Consider the following 20,786-nt stretch of genomic DNA (forward strand, 5'->3'; position numbering starts at 1 on the left):
GGATCATTTCAGGATCTAAGTTGCTACTTTCTGTGGGGAGCTTATGAAATTCTTTATGTGCTCCATTTCCTTAATTGAATTGGTTGGGAGATGTCTTGTTTTGCCATTTTTAAGTTTAAGGCTCAGGCGTTTTCTTCCGAAGAAATTTTTAAGAACAGGATGTTGAATTTCTTCTAAAGGAACTACTTCTGCAGTGCTAAGTTTAGTAAAATAATACAATATAAAAAGTGATGTGAGACCTATGGGAATCCAAAACCAGGTTAGGACATCCCAGTTAGCTACCGGAGTGTTGAAAACCTGGAGTAGCATTTGAAATATATTTGAAATCATTACGAATTTGAGCATCCAATAGGTGATTTTAATATTATCATCAATCCTAATTTCCCTGTTTTCGTCATCTAATTTTATCTTCATTGATTTCTAAGATGTTGTGTAAAAATACGCCATTCTCACTCGCTATGATTTACGCCTATGATTGTTATCATCAATATAATAATTAAATCTCTTTTATAATAGAATCAAGTAAATTGTAGCTTAGCTTTGTCTCGTTAAAGTTATAAGTAATAAACTTTAGCCCCAAATTTTGAGATTATGAAGAATCCCCCCAAATATGAAATTTTAGTAGCTGAAGATGATTCGCTAATTCTAAAATTAGAATTAAGAAATTTAAAAAAATTAGTGATTTGTCCTGTTAAAAGTTTTTGGCACGGTGGCGAGTTAATTACGTATTTAAAGGAAATTGCTAATGCAGAGGAGCCCAAACTTATATTCCTGGATATTAATATGCCTAGAGTAGATGGTTGGGAGGTGCTTGATTTTATTGAAGATTTTGAATTCAAAGATTCACTTTACGTAATAATATTAAGCGCATCTATACAATCGCCAGATGAAGAGCGGGCATTAAGGTATAGCCGGGTTGTTGGGTACTACGATAAGTTCCTGGACACCCATGAACTTTCGGAAATCTTAAAACAGGAAGTTCTTATGAAACGATTTAATTTTGTCCTTCAGAACTTAAAAGAAGATACCCACGAATCTCACAATCAAACTATAGATTTAATTTCCTGAATCTAAAAGTTGAGATTGAAATGTTATGGGGTTGACTCTAAACATGTTTTCTAAGAAATACTTCGAGGTTTTGCCTTGAGGTATTTTACTTTACAGGGAAATCGAAGTATGTGGTGGGGTGTGGTTCATTTCTTAAAGTATAATGCCACCATTCTTCAGGATAAGGTCTAAACCCGTTCTTTATCATTATTCTTTTTAATAAAGAGCGCCTAGCTTTTTGTTCCTTATTGATCTTTGTGGTATTATGATGAGAAATATCTCCAAAGAAATCATAGCTACTTCCCATGTCTAACTCTTTACCTGTTTCTCCATCTATAATAGTGAGATCTATGGTACTCCCACGGGAATGTCCAGATTTGGTTGCTATATATCCCAATTGAAACAAATCTTTCTTATCTATATCAGGATAAAATTGTTGCTTAGTGAGTGTGTCTTCCGGTTTTCTTGCCCACTCGATAAAATGATTTACAGCGGTTTGGGGACGATAAGCATCAAAAACTTTAAGACAGTAACCCTCTGCCATTAAATCCTTTTGCACTTTTTTTAAAGCTTCGGCAGCAGGTTTGGAGATAATCGCTACCGGTTTTATATAAGAATTTACCTTTTTGCCTATAAAATTATTGCTTCCGGCATAGCGAATTTCCAGTTCAATATCGGAGATTTCATCTTTAAGATATATAAATCCTTCAGGAAGATTTTTTTCCTGAGCCAGGCCTATATTTAGAGTAATTATAAAGATTAAAAGGGAGCTTAAGCTTTTCATTTTTGATGAATTTATAGCCAAGTTACTTAAAATATAATTCCCTGATCTTTCTCATATTTTACCAGGATATAAAAGGCTAATTTTAAATAGTTAAATCTTAAATAAACAGGCCATGGAATTAAAAGGAAAAGTAGCGCTTATCACAGGGGCAGCATCGGGAATAGGAGAAAGTACAGCAATACTTTTTGCTGCGGAAGGTGCCCGGGTTTTTCTAACCGATATCGATGTCGAAAAAGGAGAAAAGTTAGCAAAGAGAATTGAGGAAAATGGAGGGGAAGCGGTATTTTTTAAAGCCGATACAGCAAAACCAGAAGATTCTGAAAAAAGTGTATCTGAAATTTTGAGGCAATTTGGTAAACTGGATATCGCAGTAAACAATGCCGGAATTGGCGGCGCACAGCAACCGGTTGGGGAATATCCTATTGAAGCCTGGGATAAAGTTATTGCGATAAACCTTTCAGGTGTTTTTTACGGGATGCGGTACCAAATTCCTGCCATGCTTAAAAATGGTGCAGGAAGTATTATAAACGTAGCTTCAATTTTAGGTAGTGTGGGATTCGCAAATTCTGCAGCTTATGTTGCTGCAAAACACGGCGTAGTAGGTTTAACTAAATCGGCTGCATTAGAATATTCTGCAAAAGGAATAAGGGTGAATTCTGTTGGGCCTGCGTTTATAAAAACGCCTTTGTTAAAAGGTTTAGATAAAGATTTATTAAATCAGTTAATAAAAGTGCATCCTATTGGTCGCCTGGGAATGGCAGATGAGGTAGCTCAAATGTTTTTATGGCTGGCTAGTGATAAAGCTTCGTTTGCTACAGGTGCTTATTACCCCATAGATGGTGGGTATTTAGCGCAATAATTTTCTTTGATTTAATCCCTTAAAACCGATAAATCCTGCTTTTATCGGTTTTGTTGTTTCCAATTTTAAGCTGGCTTTTTTTGTATGATAACTTTATGATTTTCATAAGATAATGAAAATGAAATTTGCAACTAAAAATAGTATTTTAGTCCCCATCAAATTAGGGGGGATATCTCCGGGAATTTAGTACACATTTATGTTAGAATTTGGCACCTCAAAACTTTCCAAAGAGGATTTAAGTATTATAAAAAATCACACACAACGTTTGCTCAAAACTTTTCGTGAACCTTTAATGGTATTAGACACGAATAAGAATGTTGTGGGGTTAAATACAAGTTTTAAAAAGAAATTCAACATTAATGAAGAGGTTGAAGATGATGTTTCTGTTTTTAATTTTCATCAGAATCAATTTGATACGTCAGAATTCAGGGCGATTTTAAAGGATCTTCAAACCCGGGGCGAAACTATAGAAGAGAGAGAAATTCAGGTTGAGATTCCGCAGAAAGGAAAAAAGGAATTTAAATTAAATGCTTCTATACTTCCTATTCCTAACGACAATTCATTAATTCTTTTAAGTTTTAAAAAGCTAAAAAAGATTGGAGAATTATCCAGGCAGGAAAAAGTTTATAATAAATTGGTAGAAGATATACTCTCTAATGCTCCCGCAGCAATTTGTATTTTGAGAGGTCCGAAGCATATTTTTGAAGTAGCCAATGAGAATTATATTAAATTAATTGGGCATAGAAATATTATTGGCAAGTCGGTAAAAGAAGCCCTTCCGGAAATCGGAAGTCAGGGATTTATAGAACTTTTAGATAGTGTTTATTCTACCGGTAAACCTTACGTAGGGAACGAAATTTCAGTAAAACTCCAGGTAGGAAATGAAGAATTTAAAAACTCTCATTTAAATTTTGTTTATCAGCCAACCAGAAATAAGAAAGGTGAGATAGATGGTATTTTTGTTCACGCTGTAGATGTAACCGAAGAGTTAGCGGCGCGCAAAATTGTGGAAGATAGTGAAGCAGGGCTACAGGCCGTGATCAATACTGTACCGGCTATTATTTGGATTACTAATACCGAAGGGCAAAGTGTTTTTTTGAATAAAAACTGGTATAGCTATACTGGCCAGAGCAATGAAGATGCAAAGGGAATGGGGTGGCTAAATGCTATACATGCTGAAGATAGGAAAAGGGCAGAATTTGATTTTTTGGAAGCTCATGATCAAAAGAAATCATTTAGTGTAAGCTATAGGTTACGGAAGAAAAATGGGGAATATAGATGGGCCTTGGATAAAGCCAGTCCTAAATTTGATGCCGATGGCAATTATGAAGGAATGATTGGCACAGTGATCGATGTGCATGAAGAAAAAATAAAAGAAAGCTTAGTGCGGGAGCAAGAACACCGTATGCAGGGAATTGTAAAGGAAGCCACCGTAGCAACTGCGATCTATACAGGTCTGAAGATGAATATTGAGTTGGCCAATGATGCAATGATTAAACTGTGGGGAAAAGATCAATCGGTTTTAGGAAAGCCGCTACACGAGGCTTTACCCGAACTGGATGGTCAACCATTTCTAGATTTGCTTAGAAACGTTTATGAAACGGGTGAGACATACTGGGGTAAAGAAGATCCTGTAGATCTTGTGATAGATGGGGAAATGAAGACCGGATATTACAACTTTACTTACAAGCCATTAAGGGATAAAAGCGGGAATATCTATGGGATTTTAAATATGGCCATAGATGTTACAGAATCGGTTACCTCTAAAATGCTGCTGAAAGAAAGTGAATTTCATTTTAGACAAATGGCAGATTTAATGCCTGGGATGGTTTCCAAAACTGATGGGGATGGTGAAGATATCTATTTCAATAAAAACTGGCTCGATTTTACAGGTAAAGGAAGTGAATACTTGAAGAATGTTGGCTGGGTAGCCTATATACACCCCGAAGAAAAACAAGATTTTATTGAATCATGGCAAAATTGCCTAGATACAGGCTGCAATCTGGAAATGCAACTTCGCTTAAAGAATAAAGAAGGAAAGTATATTTGGCATTTAAGTAGATGTGAAGCAGTTAAGGAAGATGATGGTACGGTAAAAATGTGGATTGCAGCCAATACAGAAATCGATAAAATTAAGGAAGAGGAAAAGCGCAAAGAAGAATTTTTAAAGATGGTAAGTCATGAGCTAAAAACTCCGGTTACTTCCATCAAAGGTTACGTGCAGCTCTTATTAAGCTTACTTAAAAAGCAGCAGCAGGAAGTAGAAACCTCAAAACTTCCTTTACAGCCTTCTTTAGAGCGAATAAATCATCAGGTTTCTCGATTAACGCGTTTAATTTCAGAAATACTGGACCTTTCCAGAATACGGGAGAATCAGTTAGAATTAAAAGATGAAAAATTCAATTTAAACGAGTTGGTGGCTGAGACTATTCAGGATATAAATTATACCAATACCCAACATAAAATTTCCCTGGAAAATGAGGTAAATTGTGATATAATTGCAGACAGAGATCGAATAGGGCAGGTTATTATAAACTTTGTAATGAATGCAATAAAGTACTCACCGGGTAGCCAGGAGATTAACGTTAAAATTGAGCAAGTCTCTACAGATAAGGTGAAGGTTAGCGTAAAAGATTTTGGAATTGGAATAGGAGAAGAGAATCATAAGAAAATTTTTAAACGCTTCTATCGCGTAGGGGTAAAAAGTGAGGAAACCTATTCAGGTTTTGGAATTGGCCTTTATTTGGCAAACGAAATTATAGAAAGACATAACGGAGAAATACAATTAAAAAGTAAGTTAGGCGAAGGTTCAGAATTTTCATTTATTCTGAATGCTCAACAAATTACTTCCTAAAAGAAATATATGGAGAAAACTACAAAAATTCTAGTGGTAGATGATGATTCGGGAATTGGTGAAATGTTAAAAACATTACTGGAGTTTTACGGCTACGAAGTAACGGTTACCGAAAAGCCACTTTTGGCGGAAGAATTAATTCAACAAGAAAATATTGATATTGTACTTTTAGATATGCTTATTTCTGGTGTTGATGGAACTGATGTTTGCGCCGGAATTAGAGAAAATCCTGAGACTACGAAAACCCCGGTATTAATGATGTCGGCACTACACGATGCTGGTCCAAAATGTAAAAAGGCGGGCGCTAATGATTTTATCGCGAAGCCTTTTGAAGTAGAAGACCTTACCGAAAGAATAGAAAAAATTCTCGCTTCAAAAGAATAGCTGCATTTTTATCTTGTAAGTATGGAAATAATCCAATAAATTTGATTATTATTGGATAAATTCCTAAACTAGAGAAATTATGGGCCAACCGCCATCTATTGAAATTAAGCATTTTAAAGAAGTAAGGGAAGAGAATAACTTTACTCAATCTGAATTTGCCGATCTACTGGGAATAAAAAATTCTACTGCAGATATTGAGCGCGGTCGTACCAAGCTTTCGGGAAAAGTGGTTGCTGAACTTTTAGGTCAATTTGGAATTAATCCTTTGTGGCTTTTTGGTCAGAGTGGACAGAAATATTTACAGCTAAGTAAAGGTGATGTTAGTCCAAAAGTTGTTACCGTAGATTCCTCTGACAATGAGAACATGGTAATGGTAAATCAAAAGGCAGCCGCCGGATATCCTCATAATGTGCAGGACGTAGAGTGGTACCAGCAATTACCTGCTTTTGATATTCCGCTGCCAGAATTTAGGAATGCAACCTATCGCGGTTTTCAAATTGAAGGTGATAGTATGTTACCCAACTATTATCCCAATGAATGGGTTTTAGCTAAGGCAGTGCCAGATCTTGATGAAGCCAATAATAATAAAATTTATGTGGTAGTTTTACAGGATTCAGTCCTGGTAAAGAAGCTTCAAAAGCTGCCAGATTCTTCTAAGGTCTTATTAATTTCACTTAATGAGGAATATCTACCTATTGAAGTAAATATTAATGAAATACAGGAGATTTGGCAGGTAAATTCCAAACTTACTTTTAATCTTGATAACCCTTCAGAAAGCGGACTTTTTAGAGAATTAAAACAATCTATGGAAGATCTTAAGCGAGAATTAAGATCTTTTAAAAAACAGGCTTAACATAAAAAAATCCTTTTTGAAATTAATCAAAAAGGATTTTTTCTTTGGTTGGTTAAGACTTTAAATACTACATATCATCAGTAGCGTCCTCAATTTCGTCACCTACATCATCTGCAGCATCTTCAATATCATCTGCAGCTTGTTCCACACCAGATTTTTCCTCTCTACAGGAAGTAAAAACCGCAGCGGTACTAAAAGTAATAGCGAGCATTAAAATTAATTTTTTCATAGTTTTAAATTTAAATTATTAAATGGATTAGTAGTCGTCGTTACCATCAACCTCATCCTCAACTTCATTGGCAGCATCTTCAATCGCCTCACCTGTTTCGTTGGCTGCGTTTTCTACCGCATCACCGGCATCATTGGCTGCATTTTCAATGTCGTCTCCAACATCGTCCATATCATTATCCATCTCACGCTCCATTTCTTCGCTTTCCATTTCCATTTCATTTTCTTCTTCATTAACCTCGCGGCAAGAAACTAAAGCTGTACTTAGGGTGAAAAACATTGCGAGCATCAAAATTGATCTTTTCATAAATTTGGTTGTTTCTGGTTTGTAGAAGCAAAATTAGAGATGTTAAAGAGTAATTTAACAGAAATAATATTAAAATTTTCTTAAAACATCAATAAAAATTAGGTGTTTGTGGTCTTTTTATTCCATTAAATTTAATTGTCATCACCTATTTTATCAATTTCTTCGTCTATTTCTTTGTTAACTTTACCGTCAACCTTTTCACCGGCGCGTTCCAGTATGCCTTTTCTTTCTTCTTCAACCTCTTCTGGTTGCTCTCTTTCTACTTCAACTTCCTTCACTACGGTTTCTTTTTCTTCGGTATCCCGGCAAGAAGTAAAGCTTAACCCGGTAAAAAACAAAATTACTCCAGCAATAAATACTCGTTTCATAAAATTTAATTTATTGGTTTAGTAATCGAAATTACGATTTTAATACGGCGTGGATTCTATTTTTAGGAAATTTTAGCTAAATAGATAATCTGTTATCTGTCTTTAGGTAAGTCATTATACTTTGAGTAGCACCGGTGTTACTGTTTATGAAATGTTCTGAAATCATCCCTGTTTTTATTCTAAAATCTTTATTTGAAATCAGTTTTTCTGCAACCTCAGTAAATTCTGTTGAATCTTCTACTGAAAATAGACCAGCAAGTTGTCTTAAACGTATGGCTTCAGGAAATTTCTCGTAATTTTTACCAATAATTATTGGAATTCCAAAAGTAGCAGGTTCTAAAATATTATGAAGCCCGGTGGTGCCTGCTGCCCCTCCCACATATGCGATATCTGAATAGCTGTAAACCTTACCCAGTAAACCAATAGTATCTAATATTAAAACATCAGAACTTGCTAAATCCTGATTTTCCCTTTTAGAATATCTGATAGATTTCTTTTTAATCTTTTGTTCTAAAACCTTTATTTTCTCTTCTTTAATTTCGTGAGGAGCGATTATGGTTTTCACCGCTTCAGAAGTATTATTGATAAATGGAAGTAAAATTTCTTCATCTTCTTGCCAGGTGCTTCCCGCCACAAGGCAGGTTTTTTTGTCTATAAATTCTTCAGCGAAATCAAGCTTGTTATTATATTGAATTTGCCGGGAAACTCGGTCAAAACGTGTATCTCCACTTATTGTTATATTATTAAAACCTCTATTTTCCAGTAACAGCTTAGATTCTTCATTTTGAACAAAGAAATGATCAAAAGTGTGTAAAGCATTTCGCATAAAGCCTCCGTAGGGCTTAAAATAGATTTGGCTTTCCCTAAAAGCTCCAGATATCAATAAAGCTGGAATACTTCTCTTCTTTAATTCAACAAGGAAATTGGGCCAGATTTCATATTTAATGAAAAAAGCCATTTCTGGATTAACCAGGTCAAGAAATCGCTTAGCGTTTGTTTGAGTATCCAAAGGCATATAAGTAATTAAATCGGCCAGCGGATGATGTTTTTTATTTTCATAGCCGGAGGGGGAAAAGAAACTCACTAAGATTTTATATTTGGGAAATTCCTTTTTCACCTCTTCTATTATAGGTAAAGCCTGTTCAAATTCACCCAGGGAAGCCGCGTGAAACCATAAATATTCTGCGGTAGGATCTATTTCTCGTTTTAATTTGCTAAAAACTGTTTTTCGGCCTTCAGTAAATAATTTTAATTTATGGCTAAACCTGCCAGCCAGAGGAAGTGTATTCTCTGCAATTTTTATCGCGATGTTGTAGAGTGCATTCAAAATAACTGATTTCTAATGCGAAAATAGCCCTTTAATTAAAATTGATTGGCAATAGGGAGCTTATTTCGTATTTTCGTTGCACTCAAAAAAATACTTGAAACCAGCTTGATGCTGAACCTGAAAATTGGCATAGACTTGAACTTTATTATTTGTCAATTTAAAAGTGGAAGAAAATTTATAGTAGATGAAAAAGATACAAATGGTTGACCTTAAGGGGCAATATGAGGGAATAAAAGATCAGGTGAATACTTCATTTCAGGAAGTGATAGAAAATGCGGCATTTATTAATGGTCCTGAAGTTCAGCAATTTCAGAAAGATTTAGAAGATTATCTGCAGGTAAAAAATGTGATACCCTGCGCTAACGGAACTGATGCTTTGCAAATAGCAATGATGGGTTTAGGGCTAAAACCTGGTGATGAGGTTATCACCGCAGATTTTACGTTTGCGGCAACTGTAGAGGTAATCGCACTTTTGCAACTTACCCCGGTTTTGGTAGATGTAGAACCAGATACCTTTAATATAGATCCCGAAGCCATCAAAAAAGCCATAACCCCAAAAACTAAAGCGATTGTTCCTGTTCATCTTTTTGGACAGGTAGCCAATATGGATGCCATTATGGAGATTGCAGAAGAGCATAATCTCTATGTGATTGAAGATAATGCCCAGGCTATTGGCGGTAATTATCATAATAAAGAAGGGGAAACTTACAAAACTGGAGCCATAGGGCATATAGGTGCCACCTCGTTTTTTCCTTCTAAAAATTTAGGCTGTTATGGTGATGGCGGCGCTATTTTTACTAATGATGATAAATTGGCGCACACTATTCGCGGTATCGTAAATCACGGTATGTATGAGCGATATCACCACGATGTGGTTGGAGTTAATTCCAGGTTAGATAGTTTGCAGGCCGCTGTTTTACGTGCAAAACTTCCAAAATTGGATTTGTACAATGAATCGCGCAAAGAAGCAGCTAATCTTTACAACAGTGCATTTGCAAATGAGCCTAACATAGAAATACCTTATAGGGTGGGAGATTGTGATACTCATGTTTACCATCAATATACCCTTAAGATCCAGGAAGGAAAGCGAGATGCTCTTGCAAAACATTTGCAGGAAAAAGGGATTCCCTTCGGGATTTATTATCCTATTCCACTACATAGGCAAAAGGCCTATACAGATTCAAGGTATAACGAGGCCGATTTCCCTGTTACTAATCAATTAGTACAGGAAGTGCTTTCATTACCAATGCATACCGAATTGGATAAAGAGCAAATTCAGTATATTACGAATACAATCAAGGATTTTTTAAACGCTTAATTTTTTAATATGAAAAAACTTTTAATTTTTTGCTTTGCAATTTTGTTATCTGTAGGTCTTCAGGCGCAGGATTTATATATCCAGGCCGGGAAATTAGTAGATACGAAGTCAGGAAAAATTTTAACTGAAAAAACAATTATTGTTTCCGAAGAAAGGATTAAAAGTGTGGAAAACGGATTTGTAAATCCGGAGAGTGAAAAAGATTCTGTAATCGATCTTCGTAATAAAACAGTACTTCCGGGATTAACAGATATGCATGTTCACCTGGAAAGCGAGACCAATCCGCAGAAATATATGGAACGTTTTATTAACGATCCTGCAGATGCCGCTTTTAATGCTGTAGGCTTTGCAAAAACAACTTTAATGGCCGGCTTTACTACCGTGAGGGAATTAGGCGGAAGCGGAGTGAATATTGCCCTTCGCGATGCAATAAATAAAGGCAAAGTTGATGGTCCAAGAATCTTTACCGCCGGGAAATCCCTTGCTACAACCGGGGGGCACGCCGACCCCAGCAACGGAATGAATAGCGAATTAACCGGAGACCCGGGACCAAAAGAAGGTGTGGTAAACGGGCCCGAAGATGCAGCCAAAGCTGTACGCCAACGTTATAAAAATGGAGCCGACCTAATAAAAATCACTGCTACCGGAGGCGTATTAAGTGTAGCTAAAAGTAGCTCTAATCCGCAATTTACCGAAGAGGAAATTAGAGCTATAGTAGAAACGGCTAAAGATTATGATTTTCATGTAGCGGCTCACGCTCACGGAGATGAAGGAATGCAAAGAGCTATTCGAGCCGGTGTAAAAACTATTGAACACGGTACGAAAATGAGCGAAGAAACGATGGATTTAATGAAGGAATATGATGCTTATTTGGTACCTACAATTACAGCCGGAAAGGAAGTAACCCAAAATGCTGAAATTGAAAATTATTACCCAGAACTCGTTGTTCCTAAAGCAAGGGAAATAGGTCCGCAGATTCAGGATATGTTTGGTAGGGCTTATAAAAGGGGAGTAGGAATAGTATTTGGTACCGATGCCGGTGTTTTTAAACATGGGGAAAACGCCCGAGAGTTTGTATATATGACTGAAGCCGGAATGCCTGCCATTGAAGCAATTCAAAGCGCTACAGTAACTGCGGCTAAAATTCTGAAAATGGAAAATGAACTCGGCCAGATCGCTGAAGGTTTTTATGCCGATATTATTGCCGTAGATGAGGATCCCACTGAAAATATAGAAACGCTAAAAGAAGTGAGGTTTGTAATGAAACAAGGGAAGGTCTATAAGAAATAGATTCTTTATACTGTATAAAAAAAGGCTGTTTGAATTATTTCAAACAGCCTTTTTAAGTTTTATAATGTTTAAAGTTTAATCTTTCAATTCAGCTGAAGCTTCAATGTTTCCAGATTCTTCTCTGTTTTTCACGTATTTTTCCAACCATTGGTCTTGTTCCCAAAGTACGTGTAAAACAGATTCCTTGGCGCTATATCCGTGGCTTTCTTTTGGTAACATCACCAAACGGGCCGTTGCTCCAAGGCCTTTTAAGGCATTAAAATAACGTTCACTCTGCATGGGGTAAGTTCCCGAGTTATTATCGGCTTCCCCGTGAATTAATAAAAGTGGTGTTTTCATTTTTTCAGCGTGCATAAAAGGGGACATATTGTAATATACTTCTGGCGCTTCCCAGTAGTTTCTTTCTTCACTCTGGAAACCAAAAGGAGTTAGCGTTCTGTTATAAGCACCACTTCTGGCAATTCCAGCAGCAAATAGGTTAGAATGCGAAAGTAAATTTGCAGTCATAAATGCACCATAACTATGGCCGCCTACCGCAACCCGGTCACGATCTACATAACCCTTTTCGGCTACAGCATCTATCGCCGCCTTTCCGTTGGCCACAAGTTGTTCTCTAAAACTGTCATTTGGTTGTTCCTCACCTTCGCCAATAATAGGAAAAGAAGCGTTGTCTAAGACCACGTATCCTCTGTTTACCCAATATATTGGTGATCCATAATAGGGATAGGTGAAATCGTTTGCATTTGAGGTATTTTGAGAAGCTGAATTTTTATCCTTGTATTCTCTTGGGTAAGCCCAAACGATCATAGGATGCTCTTCAGGGTTTTCTTTATCAAAACCTTCAGGGAGGTAAAGCGTTCCGTTTAATTCCAGGCCGTCTTCACGCTCGTATGTAATGACTTCTTTACTAACATTTTCAAGACTCTTAAAAGGATTTTCAAAAGAAGTGATTTGTGTTAGGTCTTCATTAGCATTTATATCGCGAATGTAATAGTTAGGATATTCGGTAGCCGATTCTATTCGTACCAAAATTTTCCCGTCTTCAATATCTAAAGCCTCCATAAGGCTTTCTTTCTTATCGTTATATTCCGATTGGTATAAGCGTTCGGTTTCTCCATCTTCCAAATCTATTTTATCGGCAAAAGGAAATTGACCTTCTTTGGTATAACCTGCTCCAAGAAGAAAAGCCTCTTCGCCATCTAATTTTAAAATATTTTGACCGAATTCATTTTTGGTAGTTACAAAACGGCCGGGATCGCTGTAACGATCCTGATAGTTTCTATCAAAAATAACCTCAGGTTCTTCTGATGCATCAGAAGGGTTGAAAACATAGGTTCTCGTGTTACGCGTATTCCACCAGTAATCATCTACTAAAGCGATTTCATCGTTTCCCCAGGTAATTCCTGAAAAACGATCTTTGGTTTTTAGCATCGATTTTCCTTCGCCTTTAAAAGGAGCTTCTAACATAAAAACTTCATCTCTAAAATCTACTTCAACTTCTGGATCGCCTTCATCCAAAGCTTCTACATAAACTAAAGTAGCTGGTTTGTCATTACGCCACTGTACGTTTCTTCTTCCGGTTTGAGTAGACATAAAACCTTGCGGTAAATCTTCTAAAAGCGGCTCATCATTAACCTGATTAACTAAATCCCCACTTTTTGTATAAATGTTAGTTTCAGAAGGAAACCTGTAATAAGGAACCAGGTAGGAAAATGGTTTTTTAATATGATTAAGCATTACGTATTCTCCATCGGGAGAGAATGAAACACTACTATACATTTTAGCATCCATCCATTTTTCTGAAGTGCCGTCTAAATTTACTTTTACCAATTCTGAACGTGCTAATTGTTCAAAATTATATTCATCGTTGGGATTTTTAAGCAAATCCTGGTAGGTACGGTTTTGTGCCTCTTTTCCATCACTTACAGAAACTGTGGGGCCTTCGGGAACAGCAGTTTCTGTATTAATTAAATCTTCCCTATCTTCAGGTAACATTTTAACCAAAACCGAAGAATTATCTTTATACCAGTTGATCACGTCACGCATATTCGCATTAAGATTAGCATCGGTTAATCTTTTAGCCTGCCCGTTTTCAATATTTAAAACCCAAAGTTCAACCCCGGTATTGGTGGTATTTGTAAATGCAATTTTAGATTCATCTGGAGACCAGCTGAAATTTGCTAAACGCGGATTTTCTGGAAGACCTTGAACCTGTTTTGGCATTTCAGCGTCAATAGGTTTTACTTCCAGGTTATTGTAATATGTAGCGCGGCTGCTAATATTAGTTACCGGGTTTATTCTTAAACCACCAAGTCGTAGCTCCTCTTCGCTTAATTCAGCAATGGTTTTATATTGATCGCGGTATAAAAAGATCATCATTTCACCATCACTATCTAAAATGGTGGAGGGAGCGAGGGGAACATCCACCAAATCCAGGATTTCCTGAGGTGGTTTTTGGTAGGTCAAATTTTCCTGTGACAATAGTGCGGGAAAACTCAGTAATAAACTGAAAATACTTAAAATAATTTTTTTCATAAAATGTGGTTTTGGAAATTGAAATAAAAATGAGCTATAATCGCAGTAATGTTAATGTTCACTATATTGCGGACCCATTTTTTATTAAATGCTTAAATTGAAATTGAATAAGATCTAAATATACTAAACAATAGAATATGTATCAATCTAAAATAGCCGGAGTTGGTAGTTACGTACCAGAAAATGTTGTTACTAATGATGATTTGGCAAAAATTATGGATACCAATGATGAATGGATTCAGGAAAGAACCGGCATCAAAGAACGTAGACATATCAAGAAGGGTGATGGTAATTCTACCGCAATAATGGGTGTGAAAGCTGCAAAAATTGCAATTGAACGTGCTAAAATTGATAAAGATGATATAGATCTGATTGTTTTTGCAACTTTAAGTCCCGATTATTATTTTCCAGGTTGTGGCGTGCAGGTTCAGGAAATGTTAGCTATAAATACCTGCCCGGCTTTAGATGTGAGAAATCAATGTAGCGGATTTATTTACGGACTTTCTACCGCCGATCAATTTATTAAAACCGGGATGTATAAGAATGTACTGGTAATTGGCAGCGAAAACCATAGTGGCGGGCTTGATTTTACCAGTCGTGGGCGTTCGGTTTCTGTGATTTTTGGAGATGGGGCAGGAGCCGTTGTTTTAACAAGAAGCGACCACAATGGAGAAGGAATACTTTCTACACATTTACATTCTGAAGGGAAACACGCTTTAGAACTTTCTTTGAAGGGCCCAAGTACTGAACATTGGGTGCCCGAGATTATTGGGGAAAATCCGCAGGGAGACGATATTCCATATTATCCTTATATGAATGGTCAATTTGTTTTTAAAAATGCCATTCAGCGTTTTTCTGAAGTGATTATGGAAGGCTTAAAAGCAAACGGACTTGAAGTGAAAGATATAGACATGCTTATTCCGCATCAGGCGAATTTGCGAATTTCACAATATGTTCAGCAAAAATTTAAATTAAGCGACGATCAGATATATAACAATATTCAGAAATACGGAAATACTACAGCGGCGTCTATTCCAATAGCTTTATGTGAGGCCTGGGAAAAAGGAAAAATAAAAAATGAAGATGTTATTGTACTTGCAGCTTTTGGTAGCGGATTTACCTGGGCAAGTGCGGTGATAAGCTGGTAGATTAATTAATATATAAAAAAGCTGTTTGATGATCTTGGTAATTTCAAACAGCTTTTTGTTCTCAATGAATTTTAATATTCATATTTTTTTAAAATATTTAAAGAGATCGTATATCCCAAAAATAATAAACCCAACCGCCAAGATTAATCCGAAATTATCGGTCACTTCCGCTGTTAAGTGGGTGTAGAGCCTGTATGCACCGTAAACCAGGAATAAAATACCCAAAATTAAGTGCCATTTGTTGCGTTTTCCTCCCTGGAGGTTACTCATCTTTATAATCTTTTGGAAAGGTTGTTTTTGCAATATTTAAAGCTTCATCATAATGATTTTTAACGACAAAAAGCTGAACCTGTCCTGGTAAACCTCCGCCAAATCCGGCTCTTAATCCCGAATCAAAATCATTTCTAACCCGGGAAGAAATTCCGGCTTTATCAAATAATTCCTGCAGGTATTGTACATTGGTGTCTGAACCGGTATAAACTCTTTCGTAAGATTCGTCTGAACTCATAATTAGTAGTTTTTAGTACTATCTAAAATACAAATAACAAAATAGCTCTATGCTTATTTTATACTGAGTTTAACGTTCTAGGCATTATAATATTTACTACGCCAAATCGCGGAACTAAAATTCTTTCCTTTCTTAAACCCGTAGAAAATAGAAAGCCCGGCTACCCATTTAAATGCGAAAAAAAATACCATAAAAAATTGAGCAGTTGTTTGCTGTGGGGAGAAGAGTCCGTCAGGAATGAGTAGTGCGATTAAAAAACTTAGTAGCAATAGGAAACCAATAAAATTTTCAAGATTTTTAAAAGGCCACATCATTAACTTTCTCAATGGCTGCAAATCGTTCCCCCATTTGTGTATTAAATAGTAATAATCGTTACCCATGGGAGCAAATAGCAAAGGATCATCGGCATTTTCAAGCTTAAAAAGCTTGGAAGGAGCTACAATTTTAAAGCCTTTCAAGGTGAGCTGTTGTTCTTTTTCTAAAGCTTTAATTTTGCTAACCGCTTCATAAGGGATTTCTCCTTTAAAATAAGTGCTATCTAAAAAACGCAGGCGGTATTCTATACAAAGCTTTTCAATGTCTGAGAGGTGAAATATTCTATCGCTTTCCAGTAGATCCAGATTAAAATTATTAATTCCAGCATCTCCATTATGAATTTCTTTTAGAATTTCATCTTCTTTTTTTGTTTCATTATCAAAGATATCCTGTACCTGTTGTAGAATATTTTCAGAAGAGATTCTTTTTTCTCGGTATTTATGCAGCTGCACTTCTAGATTAGTGCGAGGCAAACTTAAATTCAACTTCATTTTCTTTTTCTTTAGCATCTGTCACTAAATTAAGTAATTAAGATGATTCCTGCAATCCTATTTTTTCAAAATGATATTGATGTTAAAACTATCCTAATTGGATATTTTTAAATACTGTTTAACGTTAATAAGTTTAAATTAGACAAAAATTAAAACAAACGAATTCTGAATAAAAAATTTTAGCGCTTTAAAAAACCGAAGCACTTTGAATCTCGTTTATTTAATAAACCATTTAAAATTATTGTTATGAGAAATTTAAAACTATTAGGAATTTTTTGTTTCCTATTTATTGGAGGGACTTTAATGGCCCAAAACGGATCTACTATGGTAGGTGGTGCAGAAATGTACCCAAGTAAAAACATTGTGGAGAACGCTTCGCAATCTAATGATCACACAACTTTGGTTGCCGCTGTAAAAGCTGCAGGACTGGTTGAAACTTTGCAGGGAGACGGCCCATTTACTGTGTTTGCTCCTACTAATGCTGCTTTTGAGAAACTACCTTCAGGAACAGTAGAAACTTTGTTGAAGCCAGAAAACAAAGAAAAACTTCAGGCTGTACTTACCTACCACGTTGTGGCTGGTAACTTTAGTGCAGATGATGTTGTAGCTGCTATCAAAGATGGAAACGGAAAAGCTACTTTCGAAACTGTTAATGGAGGAAAACTTTATGCAATGATGGAAGATGATAAGGTTAAACTTAAAGATGCTTCAGGAAATGTTGCTACAGTTACTATTCCTAATGTAAATCAATCTAACGGAGTGATTCACGTTATTGATACAGTTGTATTGCCAGGGAAATAAATTGCTATTGAAAAAGAAGAATTTGGAGCGGCTCAAAAGGCCGCTCTTATTTGTTAATTAAATATCAAATGGAGTTTATATTTTTTTTAATCCTACAAGAAAACTTAATTTGAATTAAAATTGAAAACTATGAAGAAATTAAAACTATTTATTACACTAATTATGGCAGGTGCTTTTATGATGTCTTGTGGCTATGGAAGCAATATTTCTAAAGAATCTGCGAAAAAATTAAAAAGCTATAATACTTATTCCTACTTACCCAATAAGGATACAATTAAGGATAGGGGTTATGATAATGATCGTGTTCACGAAGTTATTATTTCTACCATAAACAATAATATGTCTAGTGAGAATTTTGCGATTGATAATAGCAGGCCAGATGTGTTAGTTTATATTCACGCTATGTTTGATGAAAGGGTAGTAGATGTAAATGCCGATCCTGTTTATACTAATTTTTCCTATTACCGCCCCGGGCTTTATATTGGGCCGTATTACGAAGATTATACTTATGAAAATTATTTCACCGTACAACGTATTGATGCAGATAATGCCATAAAGCAGTTGCCTTATAAAGAAAAATCTATAGTTATTGATCTAATAGATAGAAGGACAAATCAAATTTTATGGCGCGGTACAGCCGATGAGGAAATTGGCTCTAAAAGATTGGAAAGAGATCTAAGAAATTATGTAGATGAAATATTTAAAAAATTTCCATAATCTTTCTTAGCTGGAAATAAAAATTGGCTGTTTAGATAATCCTGGCGTCACTCTGAACTTGTTTCAGAGTCTAAGCTGAATCGAATTTTAGCTCAAGTTAGAACCTGAAACAAGTTCAGGTTGACGAAAATTTGAAGTTTCTAAACAGCCAATCTTATATCTAATTACCTCAATTCAGCCTGAAGATCTTCTTCAAATCTTTGCTGAAGTTTTTTCATCATTTTATCCACCTGTTTGTCGGTAAGGGTTTTATTTTCGTCCTGAAACTTAAAACTTACCGCGTAACTTTTCTTCCCTTCCGGAAGATTTTGTCCCTGATAAACATCAAAAAGAGCTACTTCTTTCAGTAATTTCTTCTCCGTTTTTAATGCGATCTCTTCAATTTTTTCATACGTCACACTATTATTAAGTAATAAAGCGAAATCACGTCTAACTGCAGGATATTTTGGAATTGCATTAAAACTGGTTTTTCTTGCTTTTGTAACTTCCAGTAACGCATCCCAATTAAAATCGGCATAAAGCACTTCCTGCTCAATGTCAAAATGTTTCAGGACTTTCTTACGAATCACGCCAAATGCTACCAGATTATTTTTAGCTGAAGAAAATATAAGTCCTTCAGAAAACACATCAGATTTTACTGCGGAAGGTTTTAGATTTTCAATCCCGAGTCTTTGAAAAATAGATTGAATTACTCCTTTTAGCAAAAAGAAATCGGTCCTACCTGATGCAGCGTTCCAGCGTTCTGCATTTCGGTTTCCGCTAATAAATATAGAAAGGTGTTTGTTTTCAATACGGCTGCCATTATAGTCGTGATAAGTCTTTCCAAATTCGAATAACTTAAGATCACTACGTTTTCTATTGATGTTATAACTCACAGATTCTAAACCTGAGTATAACATAGACTGTCTTAAAACCGATAAATCCTGGCTCAAAGGATTCAGCATTTTTACGTTATGAGACTCCTTTAATTGCTCACTTAATTCGGTATAAGTTGGGGTAGTTAGCGAATTGGCCATAGTTTCATAAAAACCCTGCCCCACTAACTGATTTGCGATTAAATTCTGAAGTTTGTAATCTTCAAATTTAGAGGAATTAGCTACGGATGCATTTAGCTTTTCACCAAATTCAATATTATTATAACCGTAAACCCTTAGTATTTCTTCTATAACATCAGCTTCACGCTGTACATCTACACGATAAGCCGGAATAGTAAGACCCATACCGGTTTCGGTAACATTATTCACCCTAATTTCAAGAGAAGCAAGAATAGATTTAATCGTTTCTTCCTGTAGATTTTCACCAATTAGTTTATTTACTTTATCAAAAGTTAGGAAAACCTGGAAATCTTCAATTTTCTTGGGGTAAAGATCATCAATATCACTAGTAACTTCGCCCCCGGCTATTTCGGTAATTAAAAGAGCCGCACGCTTTAGAGCATATTCAGTAATGTTTGGGTCAATTCCGCGCTCAAATCTAAAAGAAGCATCGGTATTTAATCCATGTCTCTTGGCTGTTTTTCTAACACTTACAGGGTTAAAATAAGCGCTTTCCAGAAAAATTTGTGTAGTAGCCTGGCTTACCCCACTAAACGCCCCTCCAAAAACACCTGCGATACAAAGTGGTTTTTCCGCATCGCAAATCATAAGATCTTCTTCATGCAATTCCCTTTCAATTTCATCAAGGGTTGTGAATTTTGTGCCTTTTTCCAGGGTTTTTACGTTAATCTCATTGCCTGCAATTTTTGCAGCATCAAAAGCGTGTAGTGGCTGCCCTAGCTCATGCATCACATAATTGGTAGCATCTACAATATTATTTTTTGGTCCCAGGCCAATAGCTTTTAACCTGTTTTGAAGCCATTTTGGAGATTCTTCAACTTTAAGGCCAGAGATAGTAACGCCACAATAGCGCGGTGCTAGCGCTGAATCTTCTACCTGGATTTGTATTTTAAGACTTCTATTATCTACGTGAAAACTACTAACCGATGGAGTAATAAGTTCTAAATTCTTGCCTTGTTGCGTATAGCCAGCTTTCAGGTCTCTGGCTACACCCCAGTGGCTCATAGCATCGGCACGGTTTGGTGTTAGACCAATTTCAAAAACCTGGTCGTTTTCAACTTCAAAAATCTCTGCAACCGGTTTTCCGGGAACAAGGTCATCTTGCATCACCATAATCCCTTCGTGACTTTGGCCAAGCCCGAGTTCTTTTTCAGAACAAATCATTCCAAAACTGGCTTCACCTCTAATCTTCCCTTTTTTAATTGGCCAGGCATCACCTTTTTCATCATAAAGCGTTGTTCCAATAGTTGCTACAGGAACTTTTTGTCCAGCAGCAATATTTGGAGCGCCGCAAACAATTTGTACATTTTCCCCGTTGCCTAGGTCTATATTGGTAAGTTGTAACTTATCTGCGTTAGGATGACTTTTGCATTCCAGTACGTGGCCTACCACAATCCCTTCAAGACCACCTTTAACACTTTGGAAACTTTGCAGGCCTTCTACTTCTAGACCTAAATCGGTGAGTAATTCTCCAGTTTTCTCTGAATCTTCCGGAAGTTTAATAAATTGCTTAAGCCAGTTGTATGAAATTTTCATCTCTTAATATTTTCAGTTCGCAAAGATAGTATTACGAATAGTTTTGGCATAATTTCAAATT

At 36.1% G+C, this 20,786-nt stretch carries 21 protein-coding genes; 10 read left to right on the forward strand and 11 right to left on the reverse strand.

What is annotated here, in order from left to right; translation table 11 throughout:
* Window positions 1-15: 15 nt before the first annotated feature.
* Window positions 16-414, reverse strand: a complete 399-nt coding sequence (locus tag FG27_RS12260) for a hypothetical protein (protein ID WP_037319501.1) — start codon at window positions 412-414, stop codon at window positions 16-18.
* Window positions 415-591: 177 nt separating this feature from the next.
* On the opposite strand from FG27_RS12260, the gene FG27_RS12265 reads away from it, so the two are divergent.
* Window positions 592-1,068 carry a response regulator gene (locus FG27_RS12265; RefSeq protein WP_037319504.1) on the forward strand — a complete coding sequence of 159 codons (477 nt, stop codon included), beginning with the start codon at window positions 592-594 and terminating at the stop codon, window positions 1,066-1,068.
* Window positions 1,069-1,153: 85 nt separating this feature from the next.
* Here FG27_RS12265 and FG27_RS12270 read toward each other — a convergent pair whose 3' ends face one another.
* Window positions 1,154-1,831 (reverse strand): M15 family metallopeptidase, encoded by a 678-nt coding sequence (locus FG27_RS12270; protein WP_037319507.1) that lies wholly within the window; start codon window positions 1,829-1,831, stop codon window positions 1,154-1,156.
* Between the two features lie 112 nt (window positions 1,832-1,943).
* Here FG27_RS12270 and FG27_RS12275 point away from each other — a divergent pair, with 112 nt between their 5' ends.
* From FG27_RS12275 to FG27_RS12290, 4 genes are all read left to right on the forward strand, one after another.
* On the forward strand, window positions 1,944-2,690 hold the full coding sequence (locus FG27_RS12275; protein WP_037319509.1) for an SDR family NAD(P)-dependent oxidoreductase: 747 nt from the start codon (window positions 1,944-1,946) through the stop codon (window positions 2,688-2,690).
* Between the two features lie 196 nt (window positions 2,691-2,886).
* A complete protein-coding gene (locus tag FG27_RS18695) occupies window positions 2,887-5,544 on the forward strand; it encodes a PAS domain S-box protein (protein WP_051935837.1) in 2,658 nt (885 codons plus the stop codon).
* 9 nt (window positions 5,545-5,553) lie between these two features.
* Window positions 5,554-5,928 carry a PleD family two-component system response regulator gene (locus FG27_RS12285; RefSeq protein ID WP_037319511.1) on the forward strand — a complete coding sequence of 125 codons (375 nt, stop codon included), beginning with the start codon at window positions 5,554-5,556 and terminating at the stop codon, window positions 5,926-5,928.
* 79 nt (window positions 5,929-6,007) lie between these two features.
* Complete coding sequence (locus FG27_RS12290; RefSeq protein WP_037319514.1) at window positions 6,008-6,781, forward strand: LexA family transcriptional regulator; 774 nt, start codon at window positions 6,008-6,010, stop codon at window positions 6,779-6,781.
* A gap of 67 nt (window positions 6,782-6,848) precedes the next feature.
* On the opposite strand, the gene FG27_RS19270 is transcribed toward FG27_RS12290, so the two are convergent.
* From FG27_RS19270 to FG27_RS12305, 4 genes are all read right to left on the reverse strand, one after another.
* Window positions 6,849-7,010 (reverse strand): Vmc-like lipoprotein signal peptide domain-containing protein, encoded by a 162-nt coding sequence (locus tag FG27_RS19270; RefSeq protein ID WP_197051686.1) that lies wholly within the window; start codon window positions 7,008-7,010, stop codon window positions 6,849-6,851.
* A 27-nt stretch (window positions 7,011-7,037) separates the two neighbouring features.
* Window positions 7,038-7,316, reverse strand: a complete 279-nt coding sequence (locus FG27_RS12295; RefSeq protein WP_037319516.1) for a hypothetical protein — start codon at window positions 7,314-7,316, stop codon at window positions 7,038-7,040.
* A 131-nt stretch (window positions 7,317-7,447) separates the two neighbouring features.
* A complete protein-coding gene (locus FG27_RS12300; RefSeq protein ID WP_037319518.1) occupies window positions 7,448-7,684 on the reverse strand; it encodes a hypothetical protein in 237 nt (78 codons plus the stop codon).
* A gap of 76 nt (window positions 7,685-7,760) precedes the next feature.
* Window positions 7,761-9,011: a 3-deoxy-D-manno-octulosonic acid transferase gene (locus FG27_RS12305; protein ID WP_037319519.1), complete on the reverse strand. Its 1,251-nt coding sequence runs from the start codon at window positions 9,009-9,011 to the stop codon at window positions 7,761-7,763.
* A 184-nt stretch (window positions 9,012-9,195) separates the two neighbouring features.
* Between FG27_RS12305 and FG27_RS12310 the strand changes: the two genes are divergently transcribed.
* Together FG27_RS12310 and FG27_RS12315 are read left to right on the forward strand one after the other, a co-directional pair.
* On the forward strand, window positions 9,196-10,329 hold the full coding sequence (locus tag FG27_RS12310) for a DegT/DnrJ/EryC1/StrS aminotransferase family protein (protein WP_037319521.1): 1,134 nt from the start codon (window positions 9,196-9,198) through the stop codon (window positions 10,327-10,329).
* A 9-nt stretch (window positions 10,330-10,338) separates the two neighbouring features.
* The gene (locus FG27_RS12315) at window positions 10,339-11,619 is read left to right on the forward strand and encodes an amidohydrolase family protein (RefSeq protein ID WP_037319524.1); all 1,281 of its coding nucleotides are present in this window, start codon (window positions 10,339-10,341) and stop codon (window positions 11,617-11,619) included.
* Between the two features lie 75 nt (window positions 11,620-11,694).
* On the opposite strand, the gene FG27_RS12320 is transcribed toward FG27_RS12315, so the two are convergent.
* Window positions 11,695-14,154, reverse strand: a complete 2,460-nt coding sequence (locus FG27_RS12320; protein WP_037319528.1) for a prolyl oligopeptidase family serine peptidase — start codon at window positions 14,152-14,154, stop codon at window positions 11,695-11,697.
* 137 nt (window positions 14,155-14,291) lie between these two features.
* Between FG27_RS12320 and FG27_RS12325 the strand changes: the two genes are divergently transcribed.
* Window positions 14,292-15,302: a 3-oxoacyl-ACP synthase III family protein gene (locus FG27_RS12325; protein ID WP_037319531.1), complete on the forward strand. Its 1,011-nt coding sequence runs from the start codon at window positions 14,292-14,294 to the stop codon at window positions 15,300-15,302.
* Window positions 15,303-15,380: 78 nt separating this feature from the next.
* On the opposite strand, the gene FG27_RS12330 is transcribed toward FG27_RS12325, so the two are convergent.
* The 3 genes from FG27_RS12330 to FG27_RS12340 form a co-directional block, all read right to left on the reverse strand.
* Window positions 15,381-15,572: a hypothetical protein gene (locus FG27_RS12330; RefSeq protein ID WP_037319534.1), complete on the reverse strand. Its 192-nt coding sequence runs from the start codon at window positions 15,570-15,572 to the stop codon at window positions 15,381-15,383.
* On the reverse strand, window positions 15,565-15,810 hold the full coding sequence (locus FG27_RS12335; RefSeq protein ID WP_037319537.1) for a putative signal transducing protein: 246 nt from the start codon (window positions 15,808-15,810) through the stop codon (window positions 15,565-15,567). The genes FG27_RS12330 and FG27_RS12335 overlap by 8 nt, the downstream gene beginning before the upstream one ends.
* Before the next feature lie 77 nt (window positions 15,811-15,887).
* Entirely contained in the window at window positions 15,888-16,634 is a 747-nt protein-coding gene (locus FG27_RS12340) for a hypothetical protein (protein ID WP_051935838.1), read from the reverse strand.
* 228 nt (window positions 16,635-16,862) lie between these two features.
* Between FG27_RS12340 and FG27_RS12345 the strand changes: the two genes are divergently transcribed.
* Together FG27_RS12345 and FG27_RS12350 are read left to right on the forward strand one after the other, a co-directional pair.
* Window positions 16,863-17,417 carry a fasciclin domain-containing protein gene (locus FG27_RS12345; RefSeq protein WP_037319540.1) on the forward strand — a complete coding sequence of 185 codons (555 nt, stop codon included), beginning with the start codon at window positions 16,863-16,865 and terminating at the stop codon, window positions 17,415-17,417.
* A gap of 129 nt (window positions 17,418-17,546) precedes the next feature.
* On the forward strand, window positions 17,547-18,134 hold the full coding sequence (locus FG27_RS12350; protein ID WP_037319542.1) for a DUF4136 domain-containing protein: 588 nt from the start codon (window positions 17,547-17,549) through the stop codon (window positions 18,132-18,134).
* A 164-nt stretch (window positions 18,135-18,298) separates the two neighbouring features.
* On the opposite strand, the gene pheT is transcribed toward FG27_RS12350, so the two are convergent.
* The gene (gene pheT / locus FG27_RS12355) at window positions 18,299-20,725 is read right to left on the reverse strand and encodes a phenylalanine--tRNA ligase subunit beta (RefSeq protein ID WP_037319544.1); all 2,427 of its coding nucleotides are present in this window, start codon (window positions 20,723-20,725) and stop codon (window positions 18,299-18,301) included.
* Between the last annotated feature and the right edge of the window lie 61 nt (window positions 20,726-20,786).

Source organism: Salegentibacter sp. Hel_I_6, from assembly GCF_000745315.1.
In the GTDB taxonomy this organism is placed as follows: Bacteria; Bacteroidota; Bacteroidia; order Flavobacteriales; family Flavobacteriaceae; genus Salegentibacter.